The organism is Bacillus cereus group sp. MYBK216-1 (assembly GCF_051916495.1).
GTDB classification, from domain to species: Bacteria; Bacillota; Bacilli; order Bacillales; family Bacillaceae_G; genus Bacillus_A; species Bacillus_A thuringiensis_K.
The window spans coordinates 564,254-590,595 of sequence record NZ_JBQAGT010000004.1; the positions used below are offsets into that span (position 1 = coordinate 564,254).

The following is a 26,342-nucleotide window of genomic DNA, read 5'->3' on the forward strand; positions in this document are numbered from 1 at the left end:
GGTTATGGAATTGAATACAGCGATTGCCTTTATATTAATTTTCGGTGCACTCGTATTTTTCCATGAGCTAGGGCATCTATATTTCGCAAAAAGAGCAGGTATTTTATGCCGCGAGTTTGCGATTGGTTTTGGTCCGAAAATATTCTCATTTGAAAAGAATGAAACGGTGTATACGATTCGATTACTGCCCCTTGGTGGCTATGTAAGAATGGCTGGCGAGGATGCGGACACAGTTGAGTTAAAGCCTGGGAAAAAGGTTGGCCTTGTATTAAATGAAAAAGACGAAGTTGTGAAATTGGTTTTTGATGGATATGAAAAGTATCCAAATGTTCGTGTTATTGAAGTCGAACAAGCTGATTTGGAGCATAATTTAACAATTTCGGGCTATGAAGAGTACGAGGAAGAGCTTCAAACGTTCCGAGTGAATGAAAAGGCTCGTATTATTACTGCGGGGGAAGAAATTCAAATTGCTCCGTATAATAGACAATTTGGCTCGAAAAAACTAGGGCAACGCGCTTTAACAATCTTTGCGGGTCCTGCAATGAACTTCATTTTAGCATTTGTTATTTTTGTGATTCTTGGATTTGTACAAGGGGTTCCTATTGACAAACCAATGGTCGGAAAAGTGATGGATAACAGTGCAGCACAGCAAGCTGGATTGAAAGAGAATGATACAATTCAAGCTATTGATGGGAAAAACACAAGTACATGGAAAGATGTTGTTACTATTGTACGTGAAAACCCAAATAAAGAAATTACGTTACAAGTAAAGCGTGATAATGAACAGTTTAATGTGAAAGTAACGCCAACACTCGATAAAGAAGGAAAAGACGAAGTTGGTAGAATCGGTGTTTATTCTCCTGTAGAGAAAACAGTAATGGGTTCTATTAAATCAGGATTTGAACAAACGTACCAATGGACGAAACTAATTTTTGAATCTCTTGTTAAATTAGTAACTGGTCAATTTTCTATTAATGAGTTGTCAGGTCCAGTAGGAATTTATAATCTAACAGATCAAGTTGTAGATTATGGGTTTACGCGTGTACTAAGCTTAGCTGCAGTTCTAAGCATTAATCTTGGTTTATTTAATTTATTACCAGTTCCTGCTTTAGATGGTGGCCGTTTATTCTTCTTCTTAATTGAAGCGTTACGAGGGAAACCAATTGACCGCCAAAAAGAAGGAATGGTTCACTTTATTGGTTTTGCATTATTAATGTTACTTATGTTAGTTGTAACTTGGAATGACATTCGTAAGTTTTTCTTGTAAAATAAAGTGAAACTTATAATGAAATAGAGCTCGTAGAATAAAATCCCTCACCTAACTCGAGGTGAGGGGTTTTACTGCGTGTAAGAGTAAAATGAAGAGGTGCAAATAAATGAAACAAAGTATGATATTCAGTCCTACATTACGTGAAGTTCCAGCTGATGCTGAAATTAAGAGTCATCAGCTATTACTTCGTGCAGGTTTTATGCGTCAAAATGCTTCTGGTATTTATAGCTTTCTACCATTTGGATTAAAAGTATTACACAAAGTAGAACGTATCGTTCGAGAAGAAATGGAGCGCGCAGGAGCTGTAGAATTATTAATGCCAGCTATGCAAGCTGCAGAATTATGGCAAGAATCAGGTCGCTGGTATTCTTACGGATCTGAATTAATGCGTATGAAAGATCGTAACGCTCGTGAATTCGCATTAGGAGCGACACATGAGGAAGTAATTACGGACCTTGTGCGTGATGAAGTGAAATCATATAAAAAATTACCGTTAACCTTATACCAAATTCAAACAAAATTCCGTGATGAGCAAAGACCTCGTTTCGGCTTATTACGTGGAAGAGAGTTTCTAATGAAAGATGCATACTCTTTCCATGCTACACAAGAGAGCTTAGATGAAGTATACGATCGCTTATATAAAGCATACTCTAACATTTTTGCTCGCTGTGGCTTGAATTTCCGTGCAGTTATTGCTGATTCTGGAGCAATGGGCGGAAAAGATACACATGAATTTATGGTATTATCTGAAGTTGGTGAAGATACAATTGCATACTCTGACACATCTGATTATGCAGCAAACATCGAAATGGCTCCTGTTGTAGCTACGTATACGAAGAGTGACGAAGCCGAAAAAGCACTTAAAAAAGTAGCAACACCAGACCAAAAAGCAATTGAAGAAGTATCTGCATTCTTAAACATTGCAGCTGACAAGTGCATTAAGTCTATGGTATTTAAAGTAGATGAGAAATTAGTAGTTGTACTTGTTCGTGGTGATCACGAAGTAAACGATGTGAAAGTGAAAAATGTATACGGCGCTTCAGTTGTTGAGCTTGCTTCTCATGAAGAAGTAAAAGCATTATTAAATTGTGAAGTTGGTTCATTAGGACCGATTAATGTAACAGGTGATATCGAAATTATTGCTGATCATGCTGTAGCATCAATTGTTAACGGATGTTCAGGAGCGAATGAAGAAGGATTCCATTATGTAAATGTAAATCCAGAACGTGACTTTAAAGTAAATCAATATACAGATTTACGCTTCATTCAAGAAGGAGACCAATCTCCAGATGGAAACGGAACAATTCTTTTCGCACGCGGAATTGAAGTTGGTCATGTATTCAAATTAGGAACTCGTTATAGTGAAGCAATGAACGCAACATTCCTAGATGAAAACGGAAAAACACAACCACTTATTATGGGTTGTTACGGTATCGGTGTATCTCGTACAGTTGCAGCAATTGCAGAGCAGTTTAACGATGAGAACGGCTTAGTTTGGCCAAAAGCTGTAGCACCGTTCCATGTGCATGTAATTCCAGTAAATATGAAATCTGATGCACAACGTGAAATGGGTGAAAATATCTACAACTCATTACAAGAACAAGGCTATGAAGTGTTATTAGACGATCGTGCAGAACGTGCAGGTGTTAAATTTGCAGATGCAGATTTATTCGGTCTTCCAGTTCGTGTTACAGTCGGTAAAAAAGCAGACGAAGGTATTGTAGAAGTGAAAGTACGTGCTACAGGTGAGTCTGAAGAAGTAAAAGTAGAAGAACTTCAAACATATATTGCAAATATTTTAAAATAAGAAGAGGTACCTCGTAATGGGGTACCTTCTCTTTCTTTGTAAACGTATTTTGTAAAAGAAGAAGTGAGAAATCTTTCTTTGTGGTACGTTTCAATTTATAATAGCAAATGGAAGGAGAGTGCTTATGTCTTTAACAAATGAACAACAAGAGCGATTTCAAATTTTGCTCCAGCAGTTGCAAATACCAGACGACCTTATAAATCAATATTTACAAGGCGGTGGTATTGAAAGGCTCGTTATTGATAAAGCGAATAAGAGTTGGCATTTTGATTTACAAGTGCCACGTATTTTGCCTACAGAATTATATGAATTGCTAGAAACAAAGCTTAAGCAATCATTTTCTCATATTGCAAGAACAACATTTGCATTAGAAACAGAGAATAAACAATTTACAGAAGAAGAAGTGAGGGCGTATTGGCCGCTTTGTACGGAACGAATTACATTTTCACCTATGTTCGCATACTTAAAGAAGCAGCTTCCACAGGTGAATGGAGTGAAGTTGCTAATAAATGTGAATAACGAGCTGGAGTCTACTGCTTTAAAGAAAAACGTTGCGAAACCAGTAGGGGATCAATACGAAGTTTTTGGATTCCCGCGTTTTCAGTTAGACACACATATACAGCAAAATACAGAAGAAATGCAAAAGTTTCGTGAACAAACGCAGCAAGAAGACCGCGAGCGTGTTATACAAGCTATGGAAGAAATGGCGAAGAAGCAAGCTGAAGAAAGCAGCGTTGTGTATGAAGGACCGATTACACTCGGGTATCTTATTAAGCCAGATGAAGAGATTACACCAATGCGAGAAATTCAAGATGAAGAAAGAAGAAAAACGGTTCAAGGATATGTCTTCCATGTAGAAACAAAAGAGCTTCGTAGTGGACGTACGTTATTAACTTTAAAAATAACGGATTATACGGATTCTATTATGATCAAAATGTTCTCGCGTGACAAAGAAGATATTCCAATGCTGCAATCCTTGAAAAAAGGAATGTGGGTGAAAGCGCGTGGTTCTGTTCAAAACGATACATTTGTTCGAGATTTAGTAATGATTGCAAATGATATTAATGAAATAACAGGACCGTCTCGTAAAGATAAAGCGCCAGAAGGCGAAAAACGAGTAGAGCTGCATCTCCATACTCCGATGAGTCAAATGGACGCTGTTACTCCAGTTTCTAAGCTTGTTGCTCAAGCTGGTAAATGGGGACATGAGGCTATTGCGGTGACAGACCATGCCGTGGCTCAGTCTTTCCCAGAGGCGTATTCTGCGGGGAAAAAGGCTGGAGTTAAAGTTATATATGGTGTAGAAGCAAATCTAGTTAATGATGGTGTACCGATAGCGTATAATGAAGCGCATCGTTTACTTGCAGAGGAAACGTATGTTGTTTTCGACGTTGAGACGACAGGTTTATCAGCTGTATACGATACAGTCATTGAGTTGGCTGCCGTAAAAGTAAAGGGTGGCGAAATTATTGATCGCTTTGAATCTTTCGCAAATCCACATCAACCATTATCAGCGACGATTATTGAATTGACAGGTATTACAGATGATATGTTAACTGATGCACCTGAAGTGGACGAAGTGTTTAAAAAGTTTGAGGAATGGATGGGCGATCATACACTTGTTGCCCATAACGCGAGCTTCGATATGGGCTTTATTAACGTAGGTTTTAAAAAGGCTGGGTTAGAAAAAACGAATAACCCCGTTATTGATACGTTAGAACTTGCACGATTCTTATTCCCAGAAATGAAAAATCATCGATTAAATACGATGTGTAAAAAACTTGATATTGAATTAACACAACATCACCGTGCGATTTATGATACAGAAGCGACGGGATATTTACTTGTGAAAATGTTGAAAGACGTAATTGAAAAGGGATTTGAATATCACGATCAATTAAATGATAGCATGGGACAAGGGGATGCGTATAAGCGTGGCCGTCCAAGTCATATGACGTTACTTGCCACATCAGATGTTGGATTGAAAAATTTATATAAACTTGTTTCATATTCTCACCTTAATTACTTTTACCGTGTACCACGTGTGCCGAGGTCACTATTAAAAAAATACCGTGAAGGAATTTTAGTAGGAACGGCTTGTGATAAAGGTGAAGTGTTCGAGGCAATGATGCAAAAGGCACCTGAAGAGGTAGAAGAAATTGCCCAGTTCTATGACTACATTGAAGTAATGCCTCCAGAGGTGTTACGTCATTTAGTAGAACGTGAGCTTGTTCGAGACGAAGGTCAATTAAAAACAATCATTTCTAACTTAGTAAAACTAGGTGAGACGTTAGATAAACCAGTTGTTGCTACAGGAAACGTGCATTATTTAGACCCTGAGGATGCAATGTATCGTAAAATTTTAGTCAGTTCGCAGGGCGGAGCCAATCCGTTAAATCGACATTCATTACCGCCAGTACATTTCCGTACAACTGATGAAATGTTAGAATGTTTTTCATTCTTAGGTGAAGACAAAGCGAAAGAAGTTGTTGTAACAAATACACAAAAGATTGCGTCATTAATTGGTGATGTGCATCCAGTAAAAGACGATCTATATACACCGAAAATTGAAGGTGCTGATGATGAAACGCGTGATATGAGTTATAAAATGGCGCGTAGCATTTATGGTGAAGAGCTACCGGAAATTGTAGAAGCACGTTTAGAAAAAGAATTAAAAAGTATTATTGGGCATGGATTCGCCGTAATTTATTTAATTTCACATAAGCTTGTGAAAAAATCGTTAGTAGACGGATATCTAGTAGGTTCGCGTGGATCGGTAGGGTCATCATTTGTTGCAACGATGATGGAAATTACAGAAGTAAACCCATTACCACCACACTATGTATGTCCGAAGTGTAAGCAATCAGAATTCTTTAATGATGGTTCTGTAGGTTCTGGTTTTGACTTACCAGATAAAGAATGTCCTGCTTGTAATATTCCGTATGTAAAAGATGGACATGACATTCCGTTCGAAACGTTCCTTGGATTTAAAGGAGATAAGGTACCCGATATCGATTTGAACTTCTCCGGGGAGTACCAACCACGTGCCCATAACTATACGAAAGTACTGTTCGGTGAAGACTATGTATATCGTGCAGGAACGATTGGTACAGTTGCGGAAAAAACTGCTTACGGATATGTAAAAGGTTATGCAAATGATCATAACTTAACGATTCGAAATGCAGAGATTGATCGCTTAGTAGCAGGATGTACCGGTGTAAAACGTACAACTGGACAGCATCCAGGCGGTATTATCGTTGTGCCAGATTACATGGATATCTTTGATTTCTCACCAATACAGTATCCAGCAGATTCAATTGGTGCTGAATGGAGAACAACGCATTTTGATTTCCACTCGATTCATGATAATTTATTGAAACTTGATATACTCGGACACGATGATCCGACCGTTATTCGTATGTTACAAGATTTAAGTGGTATTGATCCGAAAACAATCCCAACGGATGATCCAGAAGTAATGAAAATTTTCTCAGGTCCAGAATCGCTAGGCGTAACGGAAGAACAAATTAACTGTAAAACAGGTACACTTGGTATACCAGAATTCGGTACGAAATTCGTAAGACAGATGTTAGAAGAGACAAAACCAACGACATTCTCAGAGTTAGTCCAAATTTCTGGACTATCACATGGTACGGACGTATGGCTTGGTAATGCAAACGAGTTAATTTATAACGGTACATGTACGCTGAGCGAAGTTATCGGTTGTCGTGATGACATCATGGTATATTTAATCTATCAAGGTCTAGATCCATCATTAGCCTTCAAAATCATGGAGTCGGTACGTAAAGGTAAAGGTGTACCGGAAGAATGGGAAGACGACATGAAAAGTAATAATGTACCAGGTTGGTATATTGATTCATGTAAGAAAATCAAGTATATGTTCCCTAAAGCCCATGCGGCTGCTTACGTGCTTATGGCTGTACGTATCGCATACTTTAAAGTACATTTTGCACTGTTATTCTATGCGGCATATTTTACAGTTCGAGCAGATGACTTTGACGTAGAAGCAATGGCGAAAGGTTCAGCATCTATACGTGCAAGAATTGATGAAATTGCGCAAAAAGGTTTAGATGCAGCGCCGAAAGAGAAGAGTTTATTAACGGTATTAGAAATGACACTTGAAATGTGTGAGCGTGGATACTCATTCCAAAAGGTTGATTTGTATCGTTCGCATGCAACAGACTTTATTATTGATGGAGACTCATTAATCCCTCCATTTAATGCGGTACCTGGTCTTGGTACAAACGCAGCTTTAAGTATTGTAGAAGCACGCAAAAATGGAGACTTCTTATCAAAAGAGGACTTGCAGCAGCGTAGTAAGGTTTCGAAAACAATTATTGAGTATTTAGATAGTCAAGGTTGTTTAGGAGATTTACCGGATCAAAACCAGTTATCACTGTTCTAGTAGGTAGGAAAAGTCTTTGCAAATCAACATTTCCTATGATATACTATTAACCGAGATAACCATGTCATGTATATTGTGTAAAGAAAAGAGTGGGGAAACCCACTCTTTCGTGTTACTATCTATGTTTTCTCTACGTAGATAGGTAAAAGATTTCTGTCGTATATACATATTTTGTTACAAGTTTTACTTCTTAAATTTGGTAATACTAAGACAGATAATCCCTGCTGAACAGCAGGGGCTTTTGTTAGCTAACGAGAAAGAATAAGATAGACCGTTTTTAAAGTGGCGGGGTCTTCTTCTTTTAAATGGTACATGACGGCAGGAAGGAGGCTGTTTATGGATAAGAAAGTCACAGAAGTTGTAGAAGCATTTGCGCAGCCGATCGTTGAAGAGTTAAATCTTGAACTTGTAGATGTAGAGTATGTGAAAGAAGGACAAGACTGGTTCTTACGCGTATTCATCGATTCTGAAAAGGGAGTCGACATTGAAGAATGCGGTGCGGTAAGTGAACGTTTAAGCGAAGCTTTAGATAAAGAGGATCCAATTCCTCATCTTTACTTTTTGGATGTATCATCTCCTGGAGCGGAACGCCCATTAAAGAAAGAAAAAGACTTCCAGCAAGCGGTAGGAAAACAAGTGGCAATTAAAACATATGAGCCGATTGATGGTGAAAAGATGTTTGAAGGAAAACTGCTTTCTTACGATGGTACAACAATAACATTATTATTAACAATTAAAACACGTAAAAAAGAAATCCAAATTTCGATGGATAAAGTCGCAAATGCGCGACTTGCTGTTACGTTTTAGTTAGAAGGGGGATCTTCATGAGCACTGAGTTATTAGATGCTTTGCTCGTATTAGAATCTGAAAAAGGCATTAGCAAAGACATTATTATTGATGCGATTGAAGCAGCTTTAATCTCTGCTTATAAGCGCAATTTTAATCAAGCACAAAACGTTCGTGTGAGCTTTAACCCAGAAGTGGGAACAATTCAAGTTTTAGCACGTAAAGACGTAGTAGACAATGTGTTTGATCCACGTCTTGAAATTTCTGTAGAGGAAGCAAGACAAATTAATCCAAACTACCAAGATGGTGACGTACTAGAAATTGAAGTAACACCAAAAGACTTTGGTCGTATTGCAGCACAAACTGCAAAACAAGTTGTCACACAACGAGTGCGTGAAGCAGAGCGCGGTGTTATTTACTCTGAGTTTAGTGACCGTGAAGAAGATATTATGGTAGGTATTGTACAACGTCAAGATGCTCGTTTCATCTATGTAAGCTTAGGGAAAGTAGAAGCTTTATTACCTGTAAGTGAGCAAATGCCTAATGAGCAATACAAACCACATGATCGTATTCGCGTATTCATTACGAAAGTAGAAAAAACGACAAAAGGACCACAAATTTACGTATCACGTACACATCCTGGTCTTTTAAAACGTTTATTCGAAATGGAAGTTCCTGAAATCTATGATGGAACTGTAGAAATTCGTTCTGTAGCACGTGAAGCTGGCGATCGCTCTAAGATCTCTGTATATGCAGAGAACACTGATGTTGATCCAGTTGGTTCTTGTGTAGGACCAAAAGGGCAACGTGTACAACGCATTGTAGACGAATTAAAAGGTGAAAAAATTGACATCGTCCGCTGGTCAAATGATCCAGTTGAATATGTTGCAAATGCATTAAGCCCATCACAAGTTGTTAAAGTACTTGTAGATGAAGAAGAAAAAGCGACAACAGTAGTTGTTCCAGACCACCAATTATCATTAGCTATCGGTAAGCGTGGACAAAATGCACGTCTTGCAGCTAAATTAACAGGCTGGAAAATTGATATTAAGAGTGAGTCTGATGCGAAACAACTTGGTATTGTAACAGAAGAAGATAGCGTAATCGCATTTGGATTCGATTCAGTGGAAGACGAAATCGAATAGAGGTGATGAGTATGAGCAATCGAAAAGTTCCGTTACGAAAATGTGTTGCAACGCAAGAAATGAAATCAAAACGAGAGCTCGTTCGCATTGTTCGTTCCAAAGAGGGAGAAGTGTCCATTGATTTAACTGGGAAAAAATCAGGACGAGGTGCTTACTTGTCGAAGGACAAGGAGAGCATTCTTCAAGCTCAAAAGAAAAATGTTTTGGAACATCATCTAAAAGCGAAAATCGACGGTTCTTTATATGAAGAGCTTCTTGAGCTTGTTGAGAAGGAGTCGAAATAAGTGTCCGATTGGAAATCGTTTTTAGGACTAGCAAACCGGGCTCGGAAAATTATTTCGGGTGAAGAACTCGTTTTAAAAGAAGTACGAAGTGGCAAAGCAAAACTTGTATTGCTATCTGAAGATGCGTCAGTAAATACTACAAAACGCATCACAGATAAAACTACGTACTACAACGTACCAATGAGAAAGGTCGAAAATCGACAACAATTAGGGCATGCGATTGGGAGAGATGAGCGAGTCGTTGTAGCTGTGTTAGATGTAGGCTTTGCGAAAAAGCTGCGTAGCATGCTCGATACAAATTACCGGGGGTGAAGGTATGAGTAAAATTCGAGTGCATGAATATGCAAAAAAACATAATATCTCAAGTAAAGATCTTATGACAAAACTAAAAGAAATGAATATCGAGGTTTCGAATCATATGACAATGTTAGACGATGAAGTAGTAAATAAATTAGATAATGAATATCAAACTGAAAAACCTTCTGTTGCAGATGAGTTTGAAGTAGAAGAAAAAGTTGTTCGCAGTAAAAAGAACAGCAATAAGAAAAAGAAAAAAGGCAAAGGAAACGAAGACAAACGTCAAGAGAACTTTGCTGGTAGACAACAAACTCAAATTGTAGAAACACCAGATAAAATTACTTTCTCTGGAAGCCTTACAGTAGGAGATCTTGCTAAAAAATTAAGCAAAGAGCCATCTGAAATTATTAAGAAGCTCTTCATGCTTGGAATTATGGCAACAATTAACCAAGACTTGGATAAAGATACAATTGAGTTAATTGCTAACGACTACGGTATTGAAGTAGAAGAAGAAGTAATTGTAAGCGAGACTGAGTTTGAAACATTCATTGATGAGCAAGATGATGAAGAGAACTTAAAAGAACGTCCAGCTGTAGTTACAATCATGGGACACGTTGACCATGGTAAAACAACATTACTGGATTCTATTCGTAACTCAAAAGTAACTGCAGGCGAAGCGGGTGGAATTACTCAGCATATCGGTGCATATCAAGTTGAAGTAAACGATAAGAAGATTACATTCTTAGATACACCTGGTCACGCAGCATTTACAACGATGCGTGCTCGTGGGGCACAAGTAACGGATATTACAATCCTTGTTGTTGCAGCGGATGACGGTGTTATGCCACAAACGGTTGAAGCAATTAACCATGCGAAGGCAGCAGGAGTACCAATTATTGTTGCTGTGAATAAAATGGATAAACCAGCTGCAAACCCTGATCGCGTAATGCAAGAACTAACTGAATATGAATTAGTTCCAGAAGCTTGGGGCGGAGATACTATTTTCGTACCAATTTCTGCAATTCAAGGCGAAGGCATTGACAACTTACTAGAAATGATCCTTCTTGTAAGTGAAGTAGAAGAATATAAAGCAAATCCAAACCGCTATGCAACTGGTACAGTAATCGAAGCACAGCTTGATAAAGGTAAAGGAACTATCGCGACATTACTTGTTCAAAATGGTACGCTTCGAGTTGGAGATCCAATCGTTGTTGGAACTTCATTCGGACGTGTTCGTGCAATGGTAAGTGATATTGGTCGTCGTGTAAAAGTTGCTGGTCCATCAACTCCTGTTGAAATTACTGGTTTAAACGAAGTACCACAGGCTGGAGATCGTTTCATGGCATTTGCTGATGAGAAGAAAGCTCGTCAAATTGGTGAATCACGTGCACAAGAAGCGTTAGTTGCACAACGTGGTGAGAAATCTAAATTAAGCCTTGAAGATTTATTCCAACAAATCCAAGAGGGCGATGTAAAAGAAATTAACTTAATCGTAAAAGCAGACGTACAAGGTTCTGTTGAAGCGATGGCAGCATCACTTCGTAAAATTGATGTTGAAGGCGTAAAAGTTAAAATCATTCACACTGGTGTAGGTGCGATTACAGAATCTGATATCATTTTAGCTTCTGCATCTAATGCAATTGTAATTGGATTTAACGTACGTCCAGATGTGAACGCGAAGCGTACAGCTGAATTAGAGAACGTTGATATTCGTTTACACCGTATTATTTATAAAGTAATCGAAGAGATTGAAGCAGCTATGCAAGGTATGCTTGATCCAGAATTCGAAGAAAAAGTAATCGGTCAAGCAGAAGTTCGTCAAACGTTTAAAGTAACAAAAGTTGGAACAATCGCAGGTTGTTACGTAACAGACGGTAAAATTACGCGTGATAGTGGCGTACGTATTATCCGTGACGGCGTAGTAATTTTCGAAGGACAACTTGATACGTTAAAACGTTTCAAAGACGACGTAAAAGAAGTTGCACAAAACTATGAGTGTGGTATTACAATTGAGAGATATAATGATCTTAAAGAAGGGGACATCATTGAAGCGTACATTATGGAAGAAGTGAAGCGATGATTATCGCTTCACTCTCATTCGAGTGTATGATTTACGATGTGCATTCTTTAAAAGAGAAACGTGCAATTTTACAACGTGTGTTAACTCGTGTAAAACAGCGCTATAATGTAGCTGTTTCTGAAGTTGGGCACCAAGATGTATGGCAACGTACAGAAATTGCAATTGTTTCCGTATCCTCAAATCGTGTTATCTGTGAGAAAGAAATGAATCGTGTACTTGAGTACATCGATTCATTTCCTGAAATTGAACGTACAATAACACATTTGGAATGGTATTGAATGAGGTGAAGAGTTATGAAATTACGTGCGAACCGTGTGGGCGAGCAAATGAAAAAAGAATTAGGCGACATTATCAGTCGTAAAATTAAAGACCCACGTATTGGATTTGTTACAGTAACTGATGTACAAGTGAGTGGTGATTTACAAATTGCTAAAGTATATATTTCTGTTTTAGGTGATGAAGAACAGAAAGAAAATACTTTAAAAGGTTTAGCGAAGGCAAAAGGCTTTATTCGTTCAGAAATTGGCCAACGTATTCGTCTTCGTAAAACACCAGAAATTACCTTTGAGTTTGATGAGTCTATCGGATATGGTCATCGAATTGATACACTTTTACATGAAATTAATAAAGACGGTAAACGTGAAGAATAATGGATAGACATTTGTCTATCCATTTTTTCAATGCAAAATAAGTTTTGGATATTTACTACGAGAGAATTATGATGAGGTGAACATATATGGAAGGTGTAGTATTATTACATAAGCCAAAAGGCATGACATCACATGATTGTGTATTTAAATTAAGAAAGATATTGCGAGAAAAGAGAATTGGTCATACGGGAACATTAGACCCTGATGTAACAGGAGTATTACCAATTTGCGTTGGAAGAGCAACGAAAATTGCACAATTTTTAACAAGTGAAACGAAAACATATGAAGGTGAAGTAACATTAGGGTTTTCAACGACAACCGAAGATGCTTCTGGTGAGGTTGTTGAAACGAAAAATGTAGATCGTACTATTACTCGTAAGGAAGTAGAGAAAGTCCTTGCGGAATTAACAGGCACGATTGAACAAATGCCACCAATGTTCTCGGCTGTAAAAGTAAACGGGAAAAAATTATACGAATATGCAAGAGCAGGACAAGAGGTAGAACGTCCAGTTCGTACAATTACAATTCATGAATTCGTATTACTTGATGATCGTGAAGTTTTTGAAGGAGAAAATATTTCATTCCGTTTCCGTGTAACGTGTAGTAAAGGAACATATGTAAGAACGTTAGCTGTAATGATAGGGGAGAAACTTGGTTTCCCATCACATATGTCTCACCTTGTAAGAACGGCATCTGGTGAATTTTTATTAGAAGATTGCATATCATTTGAAGAAATTGAAGAAAACGTGCAAAATGGAACAGTAGAGTCTATCTTCATTTCAATTGATGAAGCATTAAGCAAGTTTCCAAAAATGGTTGTAGATGAAAAGCAAGCAGAGAAAATAAAGAATGGTATGTTCTTAAAGAATGAATTAGAAATAACAGCACCGTTTATTACAGTGTTTGATAAAAATGATCGTTGCTTAGCAATTTATGAACATCATCCGAAACATCCTGGCATGTTAAAGCCGATGAAAGTACTTGTGAATAATCAAGAACTAAAGCTATAATGAATTATTGGAAGGATTATTACAGAAAAAGGTGAATTCAAGCGTGAAACTTATTCATTTAACTCATCCACATGAACAAAATAAATTAGAATTACCACCTACTGTAATGGCATTAGGATTTTTTGATGGCATTCATTTAGGACATCAATGTGTAATTCGAACTGCGAAAAAAATAGCGGACGAACGAGGATATAAAAGTGCAGTTATGACATTTCATCCTCATCCATCTGTTGTTTTAGGGAAAAAGGATGCGCATGTGGAGTATATTACACCAATGCGCGATAAAGAAAAAATAGTCGAAAGCTTAGGAATCGATATATTATATGTGATTAAATTTGATGAATCATTTGCAGGGTTATTACCGCAACAATTTGTAGATGATTATATTATTGGTTTAAATGTAAAGCATGTAGTAGCAGGGTTTGATTATTCATATGGACGTTTAGGAAAAGGAAAGATGGAGACTTTACCATTTCATGCAAGAGGGGAGTTTACACAGACTGTGATTGAAAAAGTTGAATTTCAAGAAGAGAAAGTAAGTTCTACAGCATTACGAAAGTTAATTCGAAATGGCGAAATGGAGCAAATTCCATCTATTTTAGGTAGAGCCTATACTGTAGCGGGAACAGTTATACACGGCGACAAACGTGGGCGTCAAATTGGTTTCCCAACAGCTAATGTAGGTTTAAGTGATGAGTATTTATTGCCACCTGTAGGTGTTTATGCAGTGAGATTAAAAGTTCACGATGAATGGTACGATGGTGTATGTAATATTGGATATAAACCGACTTTTAAAGAAGATGAGCGTCAATTATCAATTGAAGTGCACTTATTTGAATTTAACAAAGATATATACGATCAAAATGTTACAGTAGAGTGGCATATGCGTATAAGAGCAGAAAAGAAATTCAACGGTATTGATGAGTTAGTTGAACAAATCGCAAAAGATAAGAAGACAGCACAAGAATATTTTATGAGCGAAAAGAATATACTTGCTTTTTCAAATGAAAAGTAGTATTCTATGTTATGTACTTTATGACAACCATTGCTTGGCATTGCGACTCACCGACGCTTGCTAGGTAATTGGGGGTTTAATTAATAGGAGGTGAAATAGGATGGCTTTAACACAAGAACGTAAAAATGAAATCATTGCACAATTTAGAACTCATGAGACTGATACTGGTTCTCCAGAGGTTCAAATTGCTGTCCTAACGGAGCAAATTAACACTCTAAACGAGCACTTACGTACTCACAAGAAAGATCATCATTCACGTCGTGGTCTATTAAAGATGGTTGGTAAACGTCGTAACTTACTAACTTACCTTCGTAATAGCGATATCACACGTTACCGTGAATTAATCACAAAGCTTGGCTTACGTCGATAGTCAAAGAAGCGGGAATATTCCCGCTTTTTTGTTAGGTAAAAATATATCTTCTACGCTTTATAGCTTACTTAATTTTAGGCAATACTAGAGGTAGAATATTGTGATATACTATCCATTTACATAGAAGAATTGAATACTTTAAATTGAGAGGGGTACTTAAATGAGTCAAGAAAAGCAAGTCTTCTCGATAGATTTAGCTGGTCGCCAGCTAACAGTTGAAACTGGTCAGCTTGCAAAACAAGCGAACGGAGCAGTATTAGTAAGATATGGCGATACAGCGGTTCTATCTACAGCAACTGCATCAAAAGAAGCAAAAAATGTAGATTTCTTCCCACTTACAGTAAACTATGAAGAGCGTTTATATGCAGTCGGAAAAATTCCTGGCGGTTTCATTAAACGTGAAGGTCGTCCAAGTGAAAAAGCAATTTTGGCAAGTCGTTTAATCGACCGTCCAATCCGTCCACTTTTCGCAGATGGTTTCCGTAACGAAGTACAAGTTGTCAGCATCGTAATGAGTGTTGATCAAGATTGTTCTTCTGAAATGGCAGCTATGCTTGGTTCTTCATTAGCGTTATCGATTTCAGATATTCCATTTGAAGGTCCAATCGCGGGTGCAACAGTTGGTCGTATTAACGGCGAATTCGTTATCAACCCAACAGTAGAACAGCAAGAACAAAGTGATATTCACCTTGTTGTAGCTGGTACGAAAGATGCAATTAACATGGTTGAAGCAGGAGCAGATCAAGTGCCTGAGGAAACAATGTTAGAAGCAATTATGTTTGGTCATGACGAAATTAAACGTCTAATTGCATTCCAAGAAGAGATTGTACAAGCTGTAGGTAAAGAGAAATCAGAAGTGAAACTTTATGAAGTTGACGCTGATCTTAACCAAGCTGTACGTGAAATGGCTGAAGAAGATATGCATTCAGCAATTCAAGTACATGAGAAACATGCACGTGAAGATGCAATTAACGAAGTGAAAAAGCGTGTTATTGAGCATTACGAAGCGCAGGAAGCTGACGCTGATACATTAGGACAAGTAAATGAGATTTTATATAAAATTGTAAAAGAAGAAGTACGTCGTCTTATTACAGTTGAAAAAATCCGCCCAGATGGCCGTAAAGGTGACGAAATCCGTCCATTAGCATCAGAGGTTGGCATTTTATCTCGTACACACGGTTCTGGTTTGTTCACTCGTGGACAAACACAAGCATTAAGTATTTGTACATTAGGTGCATTAGGCGATGTGCAAATTTTAGATGGTCTTGGTGTAGAAGAATCAAAACGCTTTATGCACCATTACAATTTCCCATCATTTAGTGTTGGTGAAACAAGACCAATGCGTGGACCAGGTCGTCGTGAAATCGGTCACGGTGCACTAGGAGAACGCGCACTTGAGCCTGTAATTCCATCTGAAAAAGATTTCCCATACACAGTACGTCTTGTATCTGAAGTTTTAGAATCAAATGGTTCTACTTCACAAGCAAGTATTTGTGGTAGTACTTTAGCAATGATGGATGCTGGTGTTCCACTTAAAGCTCCAGTTGCAGGTATTGCAATGGGTCTAGTTAAAACTGGTGAGCATTACACAATTTTATCTGATATTCAAGGTATGGAAGATCATTTAGGTGATATGGACTTTAAAGTAGCAGGTACAGCACAAGGTGTAACTGCACTACAAATGGACATTAAAATCGATGGTCTATCTCGTGAAATTTTAGAAGAGGCATTACAACAAGCGAAAGTTGGTCGTGTGCACATTCTAAATCATATGTTATCTGTTATTCCAGAGCCACGCACTGAATTATCAGCGTACGCTCCAAAGATTATTACAATGACAATTAATCCAGATAAAATCCGTGACGTTATCGGACCGAGCGGTAAACAAATCAATAAAATTATTGAAGAAACTGGCGTTAAAATTGACATCGAGCAAGATGGCACAGTATTCATTTCTTCAATAAACCAAGAAATGAACGACAAAGCTAAGAAAATTATCGAAGATATCGTTCGCGAAGTACAAGTAGGTGAAATCTACGAAGGAAAAGTGAAACGTGTTGAGAAATTCGGTGCTTTCGTTGAATTATTCAGCGGTAAAGATGGATTAGTTCACATTTCTGAACTTGCACTTGAGCGTGTAGGTAAAGTAGAAGACGTTGTAAAAATCGGTGACGTAATTACGGTTAAAGTTATCGAGATTGACAAGCAAGGTCGCGTAAATCTATCTAGAAAAGTATTGCTAAAAGAAGAGCAAGAAAAAGAAGCTGCTAAAGAAGAAAACAAACAAGAGCAGCAATAAGTAAAAGCCAGTTTAACTGGCTTTTTTTGTTATGTAAAAAACATGTTGTTCAATATATTTTTATGTCGGTATAGGTATAGTTTTCATTATAACGCTCAAATTAACAAAGATAAGAAGAAAATGTTTTTATATAGTTAATTTGGGAGGGTTTATATGAAAGTTCGTATATTGGCATACATATGTATATTTTCTTTATATGTCAGTTTAGGCTCTTATTCTGTTTTTGCACAAGATAACTTGCACGAAGAAATTCAAAAGCATGCAAAACAGTATGAGATTGCACCTCAAAATGCGATGATTGATAAAATATGGAAGGCAACACCTGGATATAATGGAAGACAAGTGGATATTGAAGCATCGTATAATAATATGAAGAAGCTAAAGAAATTTGATCAAAAATATCTTGAATTCAAAGAAGTCTCACCAAGTGTTCATTTAGAAGATTTATCACCAGCTCCAATTTATAGAGGGCATCCAAATAAAAAGATGGTAGGATTAACAATAAATGTGGCATGGGGAAATGAGTATTTGCCTCGCATATTAGAGATATTGAAAAAGCATGATGTGAAGGCCACTTTCTTTTTAGAAGGACGTTGGGTGAAAGAAAATTTGCGGTTTGCAAAAATGATTGTCGATGCAAAACAAGAAGTTGGAAATCACTCGTACACACACCCTAATATGAAAACGCTATCGTCTGATGAAATACGAGATCAGTTACAAAGAACAAATCGAATGATTGAAGCAGCTACGAATCAAAAGGTGAGATGGTTTGCACCGCCGAGTGGAAGTTTTCGAGATGAAGTCGTGAAAATTGCAGATGATTTCCAAATGGGAACGATCATGTGGACTGTTGATACAATCGATTGGAAGCGCCCTGAGCCAGATGTACTATTGCAGAGAGTAATGAGAAAAATACATCCTGGTGCTATCGTATTAATGCATCCTACTTCGTCAACAACAGAAGCATTAGATACAATGATTACAAAATTAAAGGAACAAGGATATAAAGTAGGGAATATAACAGAATTACTGGATGAAAAACGTGTGGATTAAATACATTTGCATGACATTCATCCTTAAACTTGTTATCATTAAATAATAGCACTTATTTAGAGAAACTGGCAGTAGGAGGAAAGTTTTTGATTAAAAAATATACTTGTAAAAATGGTGTAAGAATAGTTATGGAGAATATACCAACTGTAAGATCGGTTGCGATTGGTATTTGGATCCATGCAGGATCAAGAAATGAAAATGAAAAAAATAACGGGATTTCTCACTTTTTAGAGCATATGTTCTTTAAAGGGACGGAAACACGTAGTGCACGCGAAATTGCAGAATCATTTGATAGCATTGGTGGGCAAGTGAATGCTTTTACTTCAAAAGAATACACTTGTTACTATGCAAAAGTGCTAGATGAGCATGCTAAATATGCTTTAGATGTATTAGCAGACATGTTCTTTAATTCAACATTTGATGAAGAAGAACTGAAAAAAGAGAAGAATGTTGTATGTGAAGAAATTAAAATGTACGAAGATGCTCCAGATGATATTGTGCATGATATGTTAACGAAAGCAACATATGAAACGCATCCGCTTGGATATCCTATTTTAGGAACAGAAGAAACGCTTAATACGTTTACAGGTGATACACTACGCCAATATATTAAGGATCATTACACACCTGAAAATGTAGTTGTTTCAGTTGCAGGAAATATTGATGAAGCCTTCTTACAAACGGTAGAGCAATATTTCGGTAGTTATGAAGGAACAACAAACCGTGAACAAGTACATAGCCCAATTTTCCATTTTAATAAGGTAGCACGTAAAAAGGAAACAGAACAAGCTCATTTATGTTTAGGATATAAAGGCTTACAAATGGGACACGAAGATATTTATAACTTAATCGTATTAAATAACGTTTTAGGCGGTAGTATGAGTAGCCGTTTATTCCAAGAAGTACGTGAGCAACGTGGGTTAGCGTACTCAGTATTTTCTTACCATTCTTCTTATGAAGATACAGGTATGTTAACACTGTATGGTGGAACAGGTAGCCAACAATTAGATACACTGTATGAAACAATGCAAGAAACATTAGAAACATTGAAAAATACAGGTATTACAGAAAAAGAGCTTATTAATAGTAAAGAGCAACTAAAAGGAAACTTAATGTTAAGTTTAGAAAGTACGAATAGCCGTATGAGCCGTAACGGTAAAAATGAATTGCTTCTTCGTAAACATCGTTCACTTGATGAGATTATTGAAAGTGTAAACACTGTAACAAAAGAAAATGTGGACGGATTAATTCGCAATATGTTTACTGACGAGTTCTCTGCGGCACTTATTAGTCCAGACGGAAAACTTCCAAGAGGAATAAAACTATAATCAACTTTTACAATGTACCTGAAAATAACCTTCTCTCTTTTTAAAAGAGAGAAGGTTATTTTTTTTATACATATAGAATAGGTACTAATTATAGACAATGCAAATGAAAAATTCAGTAGGGGGAGTGGAGTGTGTATGCGATTAAGTGAATTAAGTGGTAAAGAGGTTGTAGATATAGAAAAAGCGGAAAAAATGGGAGTCTTAGGTTATATGGATTTAGAGATTAATGAGAAAGACGGGCAAATACAAACACTTATAATACCTGTAGGGAAGTGGGGAGGCTTTAAAAAGGAACCACAAGAAGTAAGGGTGGCATGGAGTCAAATAAAGAAAGTCGGACATGATATGCTTCTTTGTGATAGTATAGATCATTCAAATTCGGAGTGAAGGATGGCCATTTTGGTCATCTTTTTTTGTATCTACATAGAAACCTGATAAATCATATGTGCATTTGGATTTTCAATCACCATAAACTCGTACATTACATATGATGTGGAGGAAAAAGAAAAAGTAGGCACTTTTCTTATAAATGACAGAAAAAGAAGGTGAATTAGGGAATGTTGACTGAGATGCATATTGCTGTCATAGGAGGAGATGCAAGGCAGCTAGAAGTAATTCGTAAGCTAGTTGAATTGGATGCGAAACTTTCTTTGATAGGTTTTGATCAGTTAGATCATGGTTTCACAGGGGCAGCAAAAGAAAGTATACAAAATTTAGATTTCACTTCTGTAGACGCAATTATTTTGCCGGTTGCAGGTACAAATGCCAAAGGAGAAGTAGATACTATTTTTTCAAATGAAAAAGTTTCAATAACGAAAGAACAAATTGAAAATACACCAGAACACTTTACTATATATTCAGGTATTGGTACACCTTACTTGGAAAATCTCGTATCTACTACGAACCGAAAACTTGTTAAATTATTTGATCGTGATGATGTAGCAATATACAATTCTATTCCAACGGTAGAAGGTACATTAATGATGGTAATTCAACATACCGACTATACAATTCATGGGTCCAATGTAATGGTTCTAGGATTTGGTAGAACAGGAATGAGTGTTGCGAGAGCATTTCAATCATTAGGAGCCCATGTCAAAGTTGGAGCAAGACGATCTGAACATATTGCACGTATTACAGAAATGATGTTTTCTCCTTTTCATATGCAAGACATAGAGAAAGAAGTAGGAAATGTCGATATTGTAATTAATACGATTCCGCACCTCGTTGTAACAGCGAATGTTATTGCAAAAATGCCAGCTCATACGCTAGTGATTGATTTAGCTTCTAAACCAGGCGGTACCGACTTTAGATATGCGGAAAAAAGAGGAGTCAAAGCATTGCTAGCACCTGGATTACCAGGTATTGTTGCCCCAAAAACGGCTGGGCAAATTTTAGCAAATGTTCTTTCTCAGTTATTAGCAGCAGATGCAATCGCAAAGGAGGAGGAAAAGAAATGAGTTTGAAGGGGAAACGAATTGGTTTCGGATTTACAGGTTCACATTGTACGTACGAAGAAGTAATGCCTCATTTAGAAAAATTAATTGCTGAAGGAGCAGAAGTACGTCCTGTTGTTTCATACACTGTTCAATCAACAAATACTAGATTTGGAGAAGGAGCAGAGTGGATTAAGAAGATTGAAGAAATAACAGGTTTTAAAGCAATTAATTCAATTGTTGGAGCAGAGCCACTTGGACCTAAAATTCCACTAGATTGTATGGTAATTGCACCACTAACAGGGAATTCTATGAGTAAATTTGCAAATGCAATGACAGACTCTCCAGTATTAATGGCAGCGAAAGCGACGTTAAGAAATGGCAAGCCTGTCGTATTGGCTGTTTCGACGAATGATGCTTTAGGGCTTAATGGAGTAAATCTAATTACACCAACAAGGTGACGACAAAGCATAAACGCTTATATGTCGCCATCTTGAGGGAGCTTAGGGTAAAGCACGAGTTCGAAATCATCGAGCCTTTGCCACTTTTCCTTTTTATAAACAGCCTTTTCTAAAACCGACTTTAGGAGGCTGTTTTTCTTTTTTGGATCATCTGTTTTAAAGTACAAATCAAGAACATGCTCTACTTGAGGTATAGTATCTTTCTTCACTTTTTCCTTCTTAATTTCTGTTTTAATTTCTTTCTTTAAGTTTTCCATCGTGGAAGTAATTTCAGTAATACGATCAGAAACTACATTCGAGCGTTCTAAAAACATATCGACTGTATAAACGCCACGTTCTAATAAATCGTATAAATTATTTTTTTGTTTTTGGACATCCACTAATTCTTTTTCAAGCTTGCGTAATGCAGCTTCATTCATTTGAATAACTTGTGTTTCTTTTAATTTGTCATTTTGCTTATGTTTTTCAAAATCAGCTTTATAATTGATGTACCATTCTTTTAATGCCTCGAGTAAACGCTTCTCAATTAATTCAGTATAACTTGATTTGTTTTCACAGCCACGGTGTTTACAATCCATCGTTTCTTTTCGATTCTTTGGATAACGTTGTACCATACTGTAACCACATTTAGCGCATTTAATAATACCAGCCAATGGATTCTTTATTCCGTTCGTATTGTAGGGAATGTGATATCTTGAGTTTAATTTTTCTTGTACTTGCTCAAATAAGCTTTCGGGTATGATGGGCTCATGTTTTCCATCAGCAATAATCCAATCTGATTTATCTTGTCTTGCACAGCTACGTTTTACAGCATCAGGCCGTTTTACTTCTTTTCGCTTTTGCCATGTTACTTTTCCGATATAAACATTGTTTTTTAATATATCCAAGATGCTGTAGGGGTTCCATTCATTACCTAGCTTACTTTTGTAGCCAAGATCATTTAACTTGCTTCTAATTGCATTTGCCCCCATATCCTCATTTGCATACCAATCAAATATCATTCTTACAACTGAAGCTTCTTCTGGATTAATCGTTAAAGTACGTTCACGCTTATTTAAGCGATGGATATCATAACCATAAGGCGCATGGGTACCGAGGTAATTACCAGCCTCCACGCTTGCTATACGGCCGCGTTGCATACGACGCGTAATAATCTTTAACTCCTTACGAGCCATAAACGCTTCAAATTCGCTATATTCTTCGTCCCATTCATCATTAAGGTCATAAGTCTTCCTAGGTGTCATAATCTTCGTATTCGAGCGTTTAAACGTCTCTAAAATGATTCCTTGTTCTTTCATGCCACCACGACCTAAACGGTCCATATCCATACAAAGAACAACATCATATTTGTTATCTTCAATTTCTTCAAGCAATGCTAACATCTCAGGTCGTTTCACTAAACTCTCACCAGAAACGATTTCCTCACGAACAGTTAAAATATTTAAGTTCATTTCCTTGGCAATTTTCAGCAGGGTAGAGCGGTGCTTTGCTAAAGTTTCGCCTTCACCGCGTGCTTCGGCTTCGAGATCAGCGCGGGACTTACGTAGGTAGATTGCGGTTTTCATCGTTAGACCTCCCTGTTAATATCTAATATACGAAAAATGGGCAGATGAAGAAGTAAAAAGAAAGCTCCTGAAAAGGAGCTATAATAAATTTATTTTGAATTTATATTTACATTGATATCTATGCGTGCATTTGTTTCGGTGTTGGTACTTTCATTACTTTGTTGATTTGAATTTACATTTAGACTTATATTTTTTTCAATAATTTGATCGGTTGGTATATCAATTTTTTTATACTTTAAATAAACTTCAGAAGAAAAATCGCATACATAGAATGTTTCTTCTGAAGCTGCAGAAGTTTCAGAAAGAACAGTTCGATCTTCATCAATAATATATGCATGGATAAGCTCGAGTTTGCTGAATTCCTCTGCATCTATAGTAGTTACGATATACTTACTCTGAGGTGTGTTTCTAGTCTTATAAAGGGATTTCATTAGAATTAGACTATATAATAAAACCAGTGGAATTATAATGAATAATGCCGACCAAGATTTATATGTTGTTACAATTAGTAATGAGGGTATGTACCAAAGTAGGCTAAGTATTATATTTACTAGGCCTATTCTCTTAACCAGAGTGTATTTTTCTGTAGGAATTGTTTTTCTACTGGCATAATAAACAGTGAACATAAACATTATGGTTGAAAGGGTTACAAGGATACTTACCCAACCAGTCATAGCATTAACAGTAGATTTAGATAAGGAAATAAATTGCGAAATGGTAATCAATGGATAAAGATAAAAAGCAAAAAATATCAATAAGGCCTCCATTATAAATTTAAAATCATTTTGTTTTTCTCGTTCAGCTTTACTTATAAAAAGTTTATCAAATTCATTTGTAGTCCTATATTTAAGAACAAATTGATATATAACCACAAGAAAAGTAAGGGTAGCGGCTAATCCTCCTAACCCTTTGAGTACATTGGATATATCACTCATAAAAATCATAACTCCTTTTAATAATTTAATATAACGTTTACTGCTGTAGAGAATTATACATTATTGGACAGTAACAAATTTCGTAAAGAATGCTTTGCGCTTTGTCTTATTATACACGTATGGATCGTTAAACTTTTTGACCCAAGACTTGTCTTCAACTTTTAAATCTTCAATCTTAAATCCTAGATATGTATTCAAAGAATTTCTATCCAAGTTAGTGCTATATGTTTTCCCATCGAACGGCAAAGTCATTTTTACTGTATTTAAATCCGGAAATTGTCTTAGTAATCTAGCGGGTTCACTTACAAACATTTTCTCAATGGCATCTCCAGTTGAAAAATATTGTTTATAAAGTTCTTCAGTAACATTGCTATCTGGTTTCGCGGATTTATAAGATGCAAATGAATCATGGAATGTAATTTCAGCTTCTTTATTATTAAGTTTCATATCCTTAATAAAATTTCCACCTCTAATGTTTTGGGCATAGGAAGTAAATTCTTTTTGTTTTTCCTCAGCCTTTTTTTGTTCCTCAGCTAATTTCTTCTCTTCAGCTTTTAGCTTTTCTTCAGCTTCTTTTTGCTCTTTAGCTTTTTGTTTCTCTTCGGCTTTTTGTTTTTCTTCAGCTTCTTTTTGTTCTTTAGCTTTTTGTTTCTCTTCGGCTTTTAGCTTTTCTTCAGCTTCTTTTTGCTCTTTAGCTTTTTGTTTTTCTTCGGCTTTTTGTTTTTCTTCAGCTTCTTTTTGTTCTTTAGCTTTTTGTTTTTCTTCGGCTTTTTGTTTTTCTTCAGCCTCTTTTTGCTCTTTATTCTTTTGCTTTTCTTCGGCTTTTAGCTTTTCTTCAGCTTTTTGTTTAGCGAGAATTTCTTGTTTTTCTTGTGGTGTCATGTTCATGTTAACTACAATTAATGAAATAATAGATAAAATAAAAGCTATACCTGTAAACTTAAAATATTTCTTAGTGTTTTGTTTCTTTTTTAAACGAAATACCAATGATGTAATTAATAAAATAAACGTGGCTAGCATTGCTATTGCAAATAGAAATGAGAAAAATATTTTCATTTATGTAGCTCCTAACTTATAAAGTTGTATTTTAAATTCATATTAATAGCTTTTTAAACGAGCGAAACTTTCTGGAATTCCATAGATTTCAGTTATTTCTTGAATTGATAGATTTGTATCTTGATATTCAGAAATCATTTCATTAGGTAATAAGAGTTCGACTGCAAATGTATTTACTGCGGTCTCTAATCGATCCACAGAAAAAAAGGTTTTATTTTTTAAAAATGGAGTATTAACTTTTAGGTGTAATAGGGCATGTTCTAATAAAAACTTTAGATTACGATAAAAATTCTTCTACAATTGCCTTGCTTTTTCATATAGGATAGGCCTACCATCAATGATAGCATGAACATGCAGTAGATTGAGATGACTTAGTGCGTCCGTTTCTAATTTTTTATAATGTCGCTGTTATTTATTTCGCTTTCTATCCAACATAAGCCCACTAATTTTATTGAAAAAATCTAAGCACCTTTTTTCAAGTTGTTTAATTACCTGATTTGTTGCACCTTGCTACTTTATCGTAAAAATAAACTGCCTGTTTCTTTGCAATCGGATCGTTATCCATTTCTTCTAATTGAGATAACGCAGAACGTGCTGTATCGCAATCCATTTTTTCAATTTCTTGTCTCTCGAATCGTTCACGGCGAGAGGCTGCAGCCCTATCAAAAGCTTCCTCTTTTTCCTTTGGATCAGCGGCTTGAATTTTCCTTATTTGCTCCTCCTTGAATTGCTCCATTTCGGACCCTTCTATTTTTGGTGCTGATTGATTACTAGAATCGTTTTCTTCAAGTTGTTTTTCTTGATTCTGATGTTGTTCTGCGTTGGTTGCTTGTTCTTGCTTCGCTTTTTCTTCCGCTTGGCGTTGCACTTCAGCTTTCTGACGTTGTTGTTCTTCTTGTTTTACTTTTTCTTCTACCTGACGTTGTTCTTCTGCATTCTCTGTTTCTTCTTGTGCGTGTTGTTCGTTTTCTTTAACTGGATTGTTAGTATCACAACCAACTAGTCCAATAGATAAAAAGAGCGCTGTAAATGGTACTAGGTACTTTTTCATTATTAATCCTCCATAAGT

Annotated in this window: 22 protein-coding genes and 2 pseudogenes; 19 read left to right on the top strand and 5 right to left on the bottom strand. The window is 36.6% G+C overall.

Annotated features, from left to right (window positions below; genetic code table 11):
- Nucleotides 1-10 precede the first annotated feature (10 nt).
- The 19 genes and pseudogenes from rseP to dpaB all read left to right on the top strand — a co-directional run.
- A complete protein-coding gene (gene rseP / locus ACTFRH_RS17470; protein ID WP_001090243.1) occupies nucleotides 11-1,267 on the top strand; it encodes an RIP metalloprotease RseP in 1,257 nt (418 codons plus the stop codon).
- Nucleotides 1,268-1,376: 109 nt separating this feature from the next.
- Complete coding sequence (locus tag ACTFRH_RS17475) at nucleotides 1,377-3,077, top strand: proline--tRNA ligase (RefSeq protein WP_000814290.1); 1,701 nt, start codon at nucleotides 1,377-1,379, stop codon at nucleotides 3,075-3,077.
- Nucleotides 3,078-3,201: 124 nt separating this feature from the next.
- Nucleotides 3,202-7,503: a PolC-type DNA polymerase III gene (locus ACTFRH_RS17480; RefSeq protein ID WP_000060003.1), complete on the top strand. Its 4,302-nt coding sequence runs from the start codon at nucleotides 3,202-3,204 to the stop codon at nucleotides 7,501-7,503.
- A 336-nt stretch (nucleotides 7,504-7,839) separates the two neighbouring features.
- Nucleotides 7,840-8,310 carry a ribosome maturation factor RimP gene (gene rimP, locus ACTFRH_RS17485; RefSeq protein ID WP_000359096.1) on the top strand — a complete coding sequence of 157 codons (471 nt, stop codon included), beginning with the start codon at nucleotides 7,840-7,842 and terminating at the stop codon, nucleotides 8,308-8,310.
- Nucleotides 8,311-8,327: 17 nt separating this feature from the next.
- On the top strand, nucleotides 8,328-9,434 hold the full coding sequence (gene nusA / locus ACTFRH_RS17490) for a transcription termination factor NusA (RefSeq protein WP_000102604.1): 1,107 nt from the start codon (nucleotides 8,328-8,330) through the stop codon (nucleotides 9,432-9,434).
- Between the two features lie 11 nt (nucleotides 9,435-9,445).
- Nucleotides 9,446-9,718, top strand: a complete 273-nt coding sequence (gene rnpM, locus ACTFRH_RS17495; protein ID WP_000071127.1) for an RNase P modulator RnpM — start codon at nucleotides 9,446-9,448, stop codon at nucleotides 9,716-9,718.
- On the top strand, nucleotides 9,719-10,030 hold the full coding sequence (locus ACTFRH_RS17500) for a YlxQ family RNA-binding protein (RefSeq protein ID WP_001286524.1): 312 nt from the start codon (nucleotides 9,719-9,721) through the stop codon (nucleotides 10,028-10,030).
- Nucleotides 10,031-10,034: 4 nt separating this feature from the next.
- The gene (gene infB, locus ACTFRH_RS17505; RefSeq protein WP_000036343.1) at nucleotides 10,035-12,095 is read left to right on the top strand and encodes a translation initiation factor IF-2; all 2,061 of its coding nucleotides are present in this window, start codon (nucleotides 10,035-10,037) and stop codon (nucleotides 12,093-12,095) included.
- A complete protein-coding gene (locus tag ACTFRH_RS17510; protein ID WP_000582363.1) occupies nucleotides 12,092-12,373 on the top strand; it encodes a DUF503 domain-containing protein in 282 nt (93 codons plus the stop codon). The genes infB and ACTFRH_RS17510 overlap by 4 nt, the downstream gene beginning before the upstream one ends.
- A gap of 15 nt (nucleotides 12,374-12,388) precedes the next feature.
- A complete protein-coding gene (gene rbfA, locus ACTFRH_RS17515; protein WP_000776437.1) occupies nucleotides 12,389-12,745 on the top strand; it encodes a 30S ribosome-binding factor RbfA in 357 nt (118 codons plus the stop codon).
- 86 nt (nucleotides 12,746-12,831) lie between these two features.
- On the top strand, nucleotides 12,832-13,755 hold the full coding sequence (truB, locus tag ACTFRH_RS17520) for a tRNA pseudouridine(55) synthase TruB (protein WP_000399349.1): 924 nt from the start codon (nucleotides 12,832-12,834) through the stop codon (nucleotides 13,753-13,755).
- A gap of 43 nt (nucleotides 13,756-13,798) precedes the next feature.
- On the top strand, nucleotides 13,799-14,770 hold the full coding sequence (ribF, locus tag ACTFRH_RS17525) for a bifunctional riboflavin kinase/FAD synthetase (protein ID WP_000766706.1): 972 nt from the start codon (nucleotides 13,799-13,801) through the stop codon (nucleotides 14,768-14,770).
- A gap of 100 nt (nucleotides 14,771-14,870) precedes the next feature.
- Nucleotides 14,871-15,140: a 30S ribosomal protein S15 gene (gene rpsO / locus ACTFRH_RS17530; protein WP_001229392.1), complete on the top strand. Its 270-nt coding sequence runs from the start codon at nucleotides 14,871-14,873 to the stop codon at nucleotides 15,138-15,140.
- Nucleotides 15,141-15,300: 160 nt separating this feature from the next.
- A complete protein-coding gene (gene pnp / locus ACTFRH_RS17535; RefSeq protein WP_000076737.1) occupies nucleotides 15,301-17,439 on the top strand; it encodes a polyribonucleotide nucleotidyltransferase in 2,139 nt (712 codons plus the stop codon).
- A gap of 153 nt (nucleotides 17,440-17,592) precedes the next feature.
- Nucleotides 17,593-18,492: a polysaccharide deacetylase family protein gene (locus tag ACTFRH_RS17540; protein ID WP_000868228.1), complete on the top strand. Its 900-nt coding sequence runs from the start codon at nucleotides 17,593-17,595 to the stop codon at nucleotides 18,490-18,492.
- A gap of 86 nt (nucleotides 18,493-18,578) precedes the next feature.
- Nucleotides 18,579-19,820, top strand: a complete 1,242-nt coding sequence (locus ACTFRH_RS17545) for a M16 family metallopeptidase (RefSeq protein WP_000593000.1) — start codon at nucleotides 18,579-18,581, stop codon at nucleotides 19,818-19,820.
- A 135-nt stretch (nucleotides 19,821-19,955) separates the two neighbouring features.
- Complete coding sequence (locus ACTFRH_RS17550) at nucleotides 19,956-20,207, top strand: YlmC/YmxH family sporulation protein (RefSeq protein ID WP_001239758.1); 252 nt, start codon at nucleotides 19,956-19,958, stop codon at nucleotides 20,205-20,207.
- 170 nt (nucleotides 20,208-20,377) lie between these two features.
- Nucleotides 20,378-21,280 (top strand): dipicolinic acid synthetase subunit A, encoded by a 903-nt coding sequence (gene dpaA / locus ACTFRH_RS17555; protein ID WP_000954738.1) that lies wholly within the window; start codon nucleotides 20,378-20,380, stop codon nucleotides 21,278-21,280.
- Nucleotides 21,277-21,702: pseudogene (gene dpaB, locus ACTFRH_RS17560) on the top strand (dipicolinate synthase subunit B); the annotation flags it as partial. The gene dpaA and the pseudogene dpaB, both read left to right, overlap by 4 nt.
- A 32-nt stretch (nucleotides 21,703-21,734) precedes the next feature.
- Here dpaB and ACTFRH_RS17565 read toward each other — a convergent pair.
- The 5 genes and pseudogenes from ACTFRH_RS17565 to ACTFRH_RS17585 all read right to left on the bottom strand — a co-directional run bounded on the left by ACTFRH_RS17565 (nucleotide 21,735) and on the right by ACTFRH_RS17585 (nucleotide 26,324).
- Nucleotides 21,735-23,282 (bottom strand): recombinase family protein, encoded by a 1,548-nt coding sequence (locus tag ACTFRH_RS17565; RefSeq protein WP_440048761.1) that lies wholly within the window; start codon nucleotides 23,280-23,282, stop codon nucleotides 21,735-21,737.
- 89 nt (nucleotides 23,283-23,371) lie between these two features.
- Nucleotides 23,372-24,217 carry a hypothetical protein gene (locus tag ACTFRH_RS17570; protein WP_001280370.1) on the bottom strand — a complete coding sequence of 282 codons (846 nt, stop codon included), beginning with the start codon at nucleotides 24,215-24,217 and terminating at the stop codon, nucleotides 23,372-23,374.
- Nucleotides 24,218-24,277: 60 nt separating this feature from the next.
- Complete coding sequence (locus tag ACTFRH_RS17575; RefSeq protein WP_440048760.1) at nucleotides 24,278-25,273, bottom strand: hypothetical protein; 996 nt, start codon at nucleotides 25,271-25,273, stop codon at nucleotides 24,278-24,280.
- A 42-nt stretch (nucleotides 25,274-25,315) separates the two neighbouring features.
- Nucleotides 25,316-25,537 (bottom strand): annotated as a pseudogene (locus ACTFRH_RS17580) (ImmA/IrrE family metallo-endopeptidase); the annotation flags it as partial.
- 220 nt (nucleotides 25,538-25,757) lie between these two features.
- Entirely contained in the window at nucleotides 25,758-26,324 is a 567-nt protein-coding gene (locus ACTFRH_RS17585) for a hypothetical protein (protein WP_000760447.1), read from the bottom strand.
- Between the last annotated feature and the right edge of the window lie 18 nt (nucleotides 26,325-26,342).

Excerpts from the sequence above, each read along its gene's own strand:
- ACTFRH_RS17475 (WP_000814290.1), top strand. The coding sequence starts at position 1,377 with ATGAAACAAAGTATGATATTCAGTCCTACATTACGTGAAGTTCCAGCT.
- ACTFRH_RS17480 (WP_000060003.1), top strand. The coding sequence starts at position 3,202 with ATGTCTTTAACAAATGAACAACAAGAGCGATTTCAAATTTTGCTCCAG.
- rimP (WP_000359096.1), top strand. The coding sequence starts at position 7,840 with ATGGATAAGAAAGTCACAGAAGTTGTAGAAGCATTTGCGCAGCCGATC.
- nusA (WP_000102604.1), top strand. The coding sequence starts at position 8,328 with ATGAGCACTGAGTTATTAGATGCTTTGCTCGTATTAGAATCTGAAAAA.
- rnpM (WP_000071127.1), top strand. The coding sequence starts at position 9,446 with ATGAGCAATCGAAAAGTTCCGTTACGAAAATGTGTTGCAACGCAAGAA.
- infB (WP_000036343.1), top strand. The coding sequence starts at position 10,035 with ATGAGTAAAATTCGAGTGCATGAATATGCAAAAAAACATAATATCTCA.
- ACTFRH_RS17510 (WP_000582363.1), top strand. The coding sequence starts at position 12,092 with ATGATTATCGCTTCACTCTCATTCGAGTGTATGATTTACGATGTGCAT.
- rbfA (WP_000776437.1), top strand. The coding sequence starts at position 12,389 with ATGAAATTACGTGCGAACCGTGTGGGCGAGCAAATGAAAAAAGAATTA.
- truB (WP_000399349.1), top strand. The coding sequence starts at position 12,832 with ATGGAAGGTGTAGTATTATTACATAAGCCAAAAGGCATGACATCACAT.
- rpsO (WP_001229392.1), top strand. The coding sequence starts at position 14,871 with ATGGCTTTAACACAAGAACGTAAAAATGAAATCATTGCACAATTTAGA.
- pnp (WP_000076737.1), top strand. The coding sequence starts at position 15,301 with ATGAGTCAAGAAAAGCAAGTCTTCTCGATAGATTTAGCTGGTCGCCAG.
- ACTFRH_RS17540 (WP_000868228.1), top strand. The coding sequence starts at position 17,593 with ATGAAAGTTCGTATATTGGCATACATATGTATATTTTCTTTATATGTC.
- ACTFRH_RS17550 (WP_001239758.1), top strand. The coding sequence starts at position 19,956 with ATGCGATTAAGTGAATTAAGTGGTAAAGAGGTTGTAGATATAGAAAAA.
- dpaA (WP_000954738.1), top strand. The coding sequence starts at position 20,378 with ATGTTGACTGAGATGCATATTGCTGTCATAGGAGGAGATGCAAGGCAG.
- ACTFRH_RS17565 (WP_440048761.1), bottom strand. The coding sequence starts at position 23,282 with ATGAAAACCGCAATCTACCTACGTAAGTCCCGCGCTGATCTCGAAGCC.
- ACTFRH_RS17570 (WP_001280370.1), bottom strand. The coding sequence starts at position 24,217 with ATGAGTGATATATCCAATGTACTCAAAGGGTTAGGAGGATTAGCCGCT.
- ACTFRH_RS17575 (WP_440048760.1), bottom strand. The coding sequence starts at position 25,273 with ATGAAAATATTTTTCTCATTTCTATTTGCAATAGCAATGCTAGCCACG.
- ACTFRH_RS17585 (WP_000760447.1), bottom strand. The coding sequence starts at position 26,324 with ATGAAAAAGTACCTAGTACCATTTACAGCGCTCTTTTTATCTATTGGA.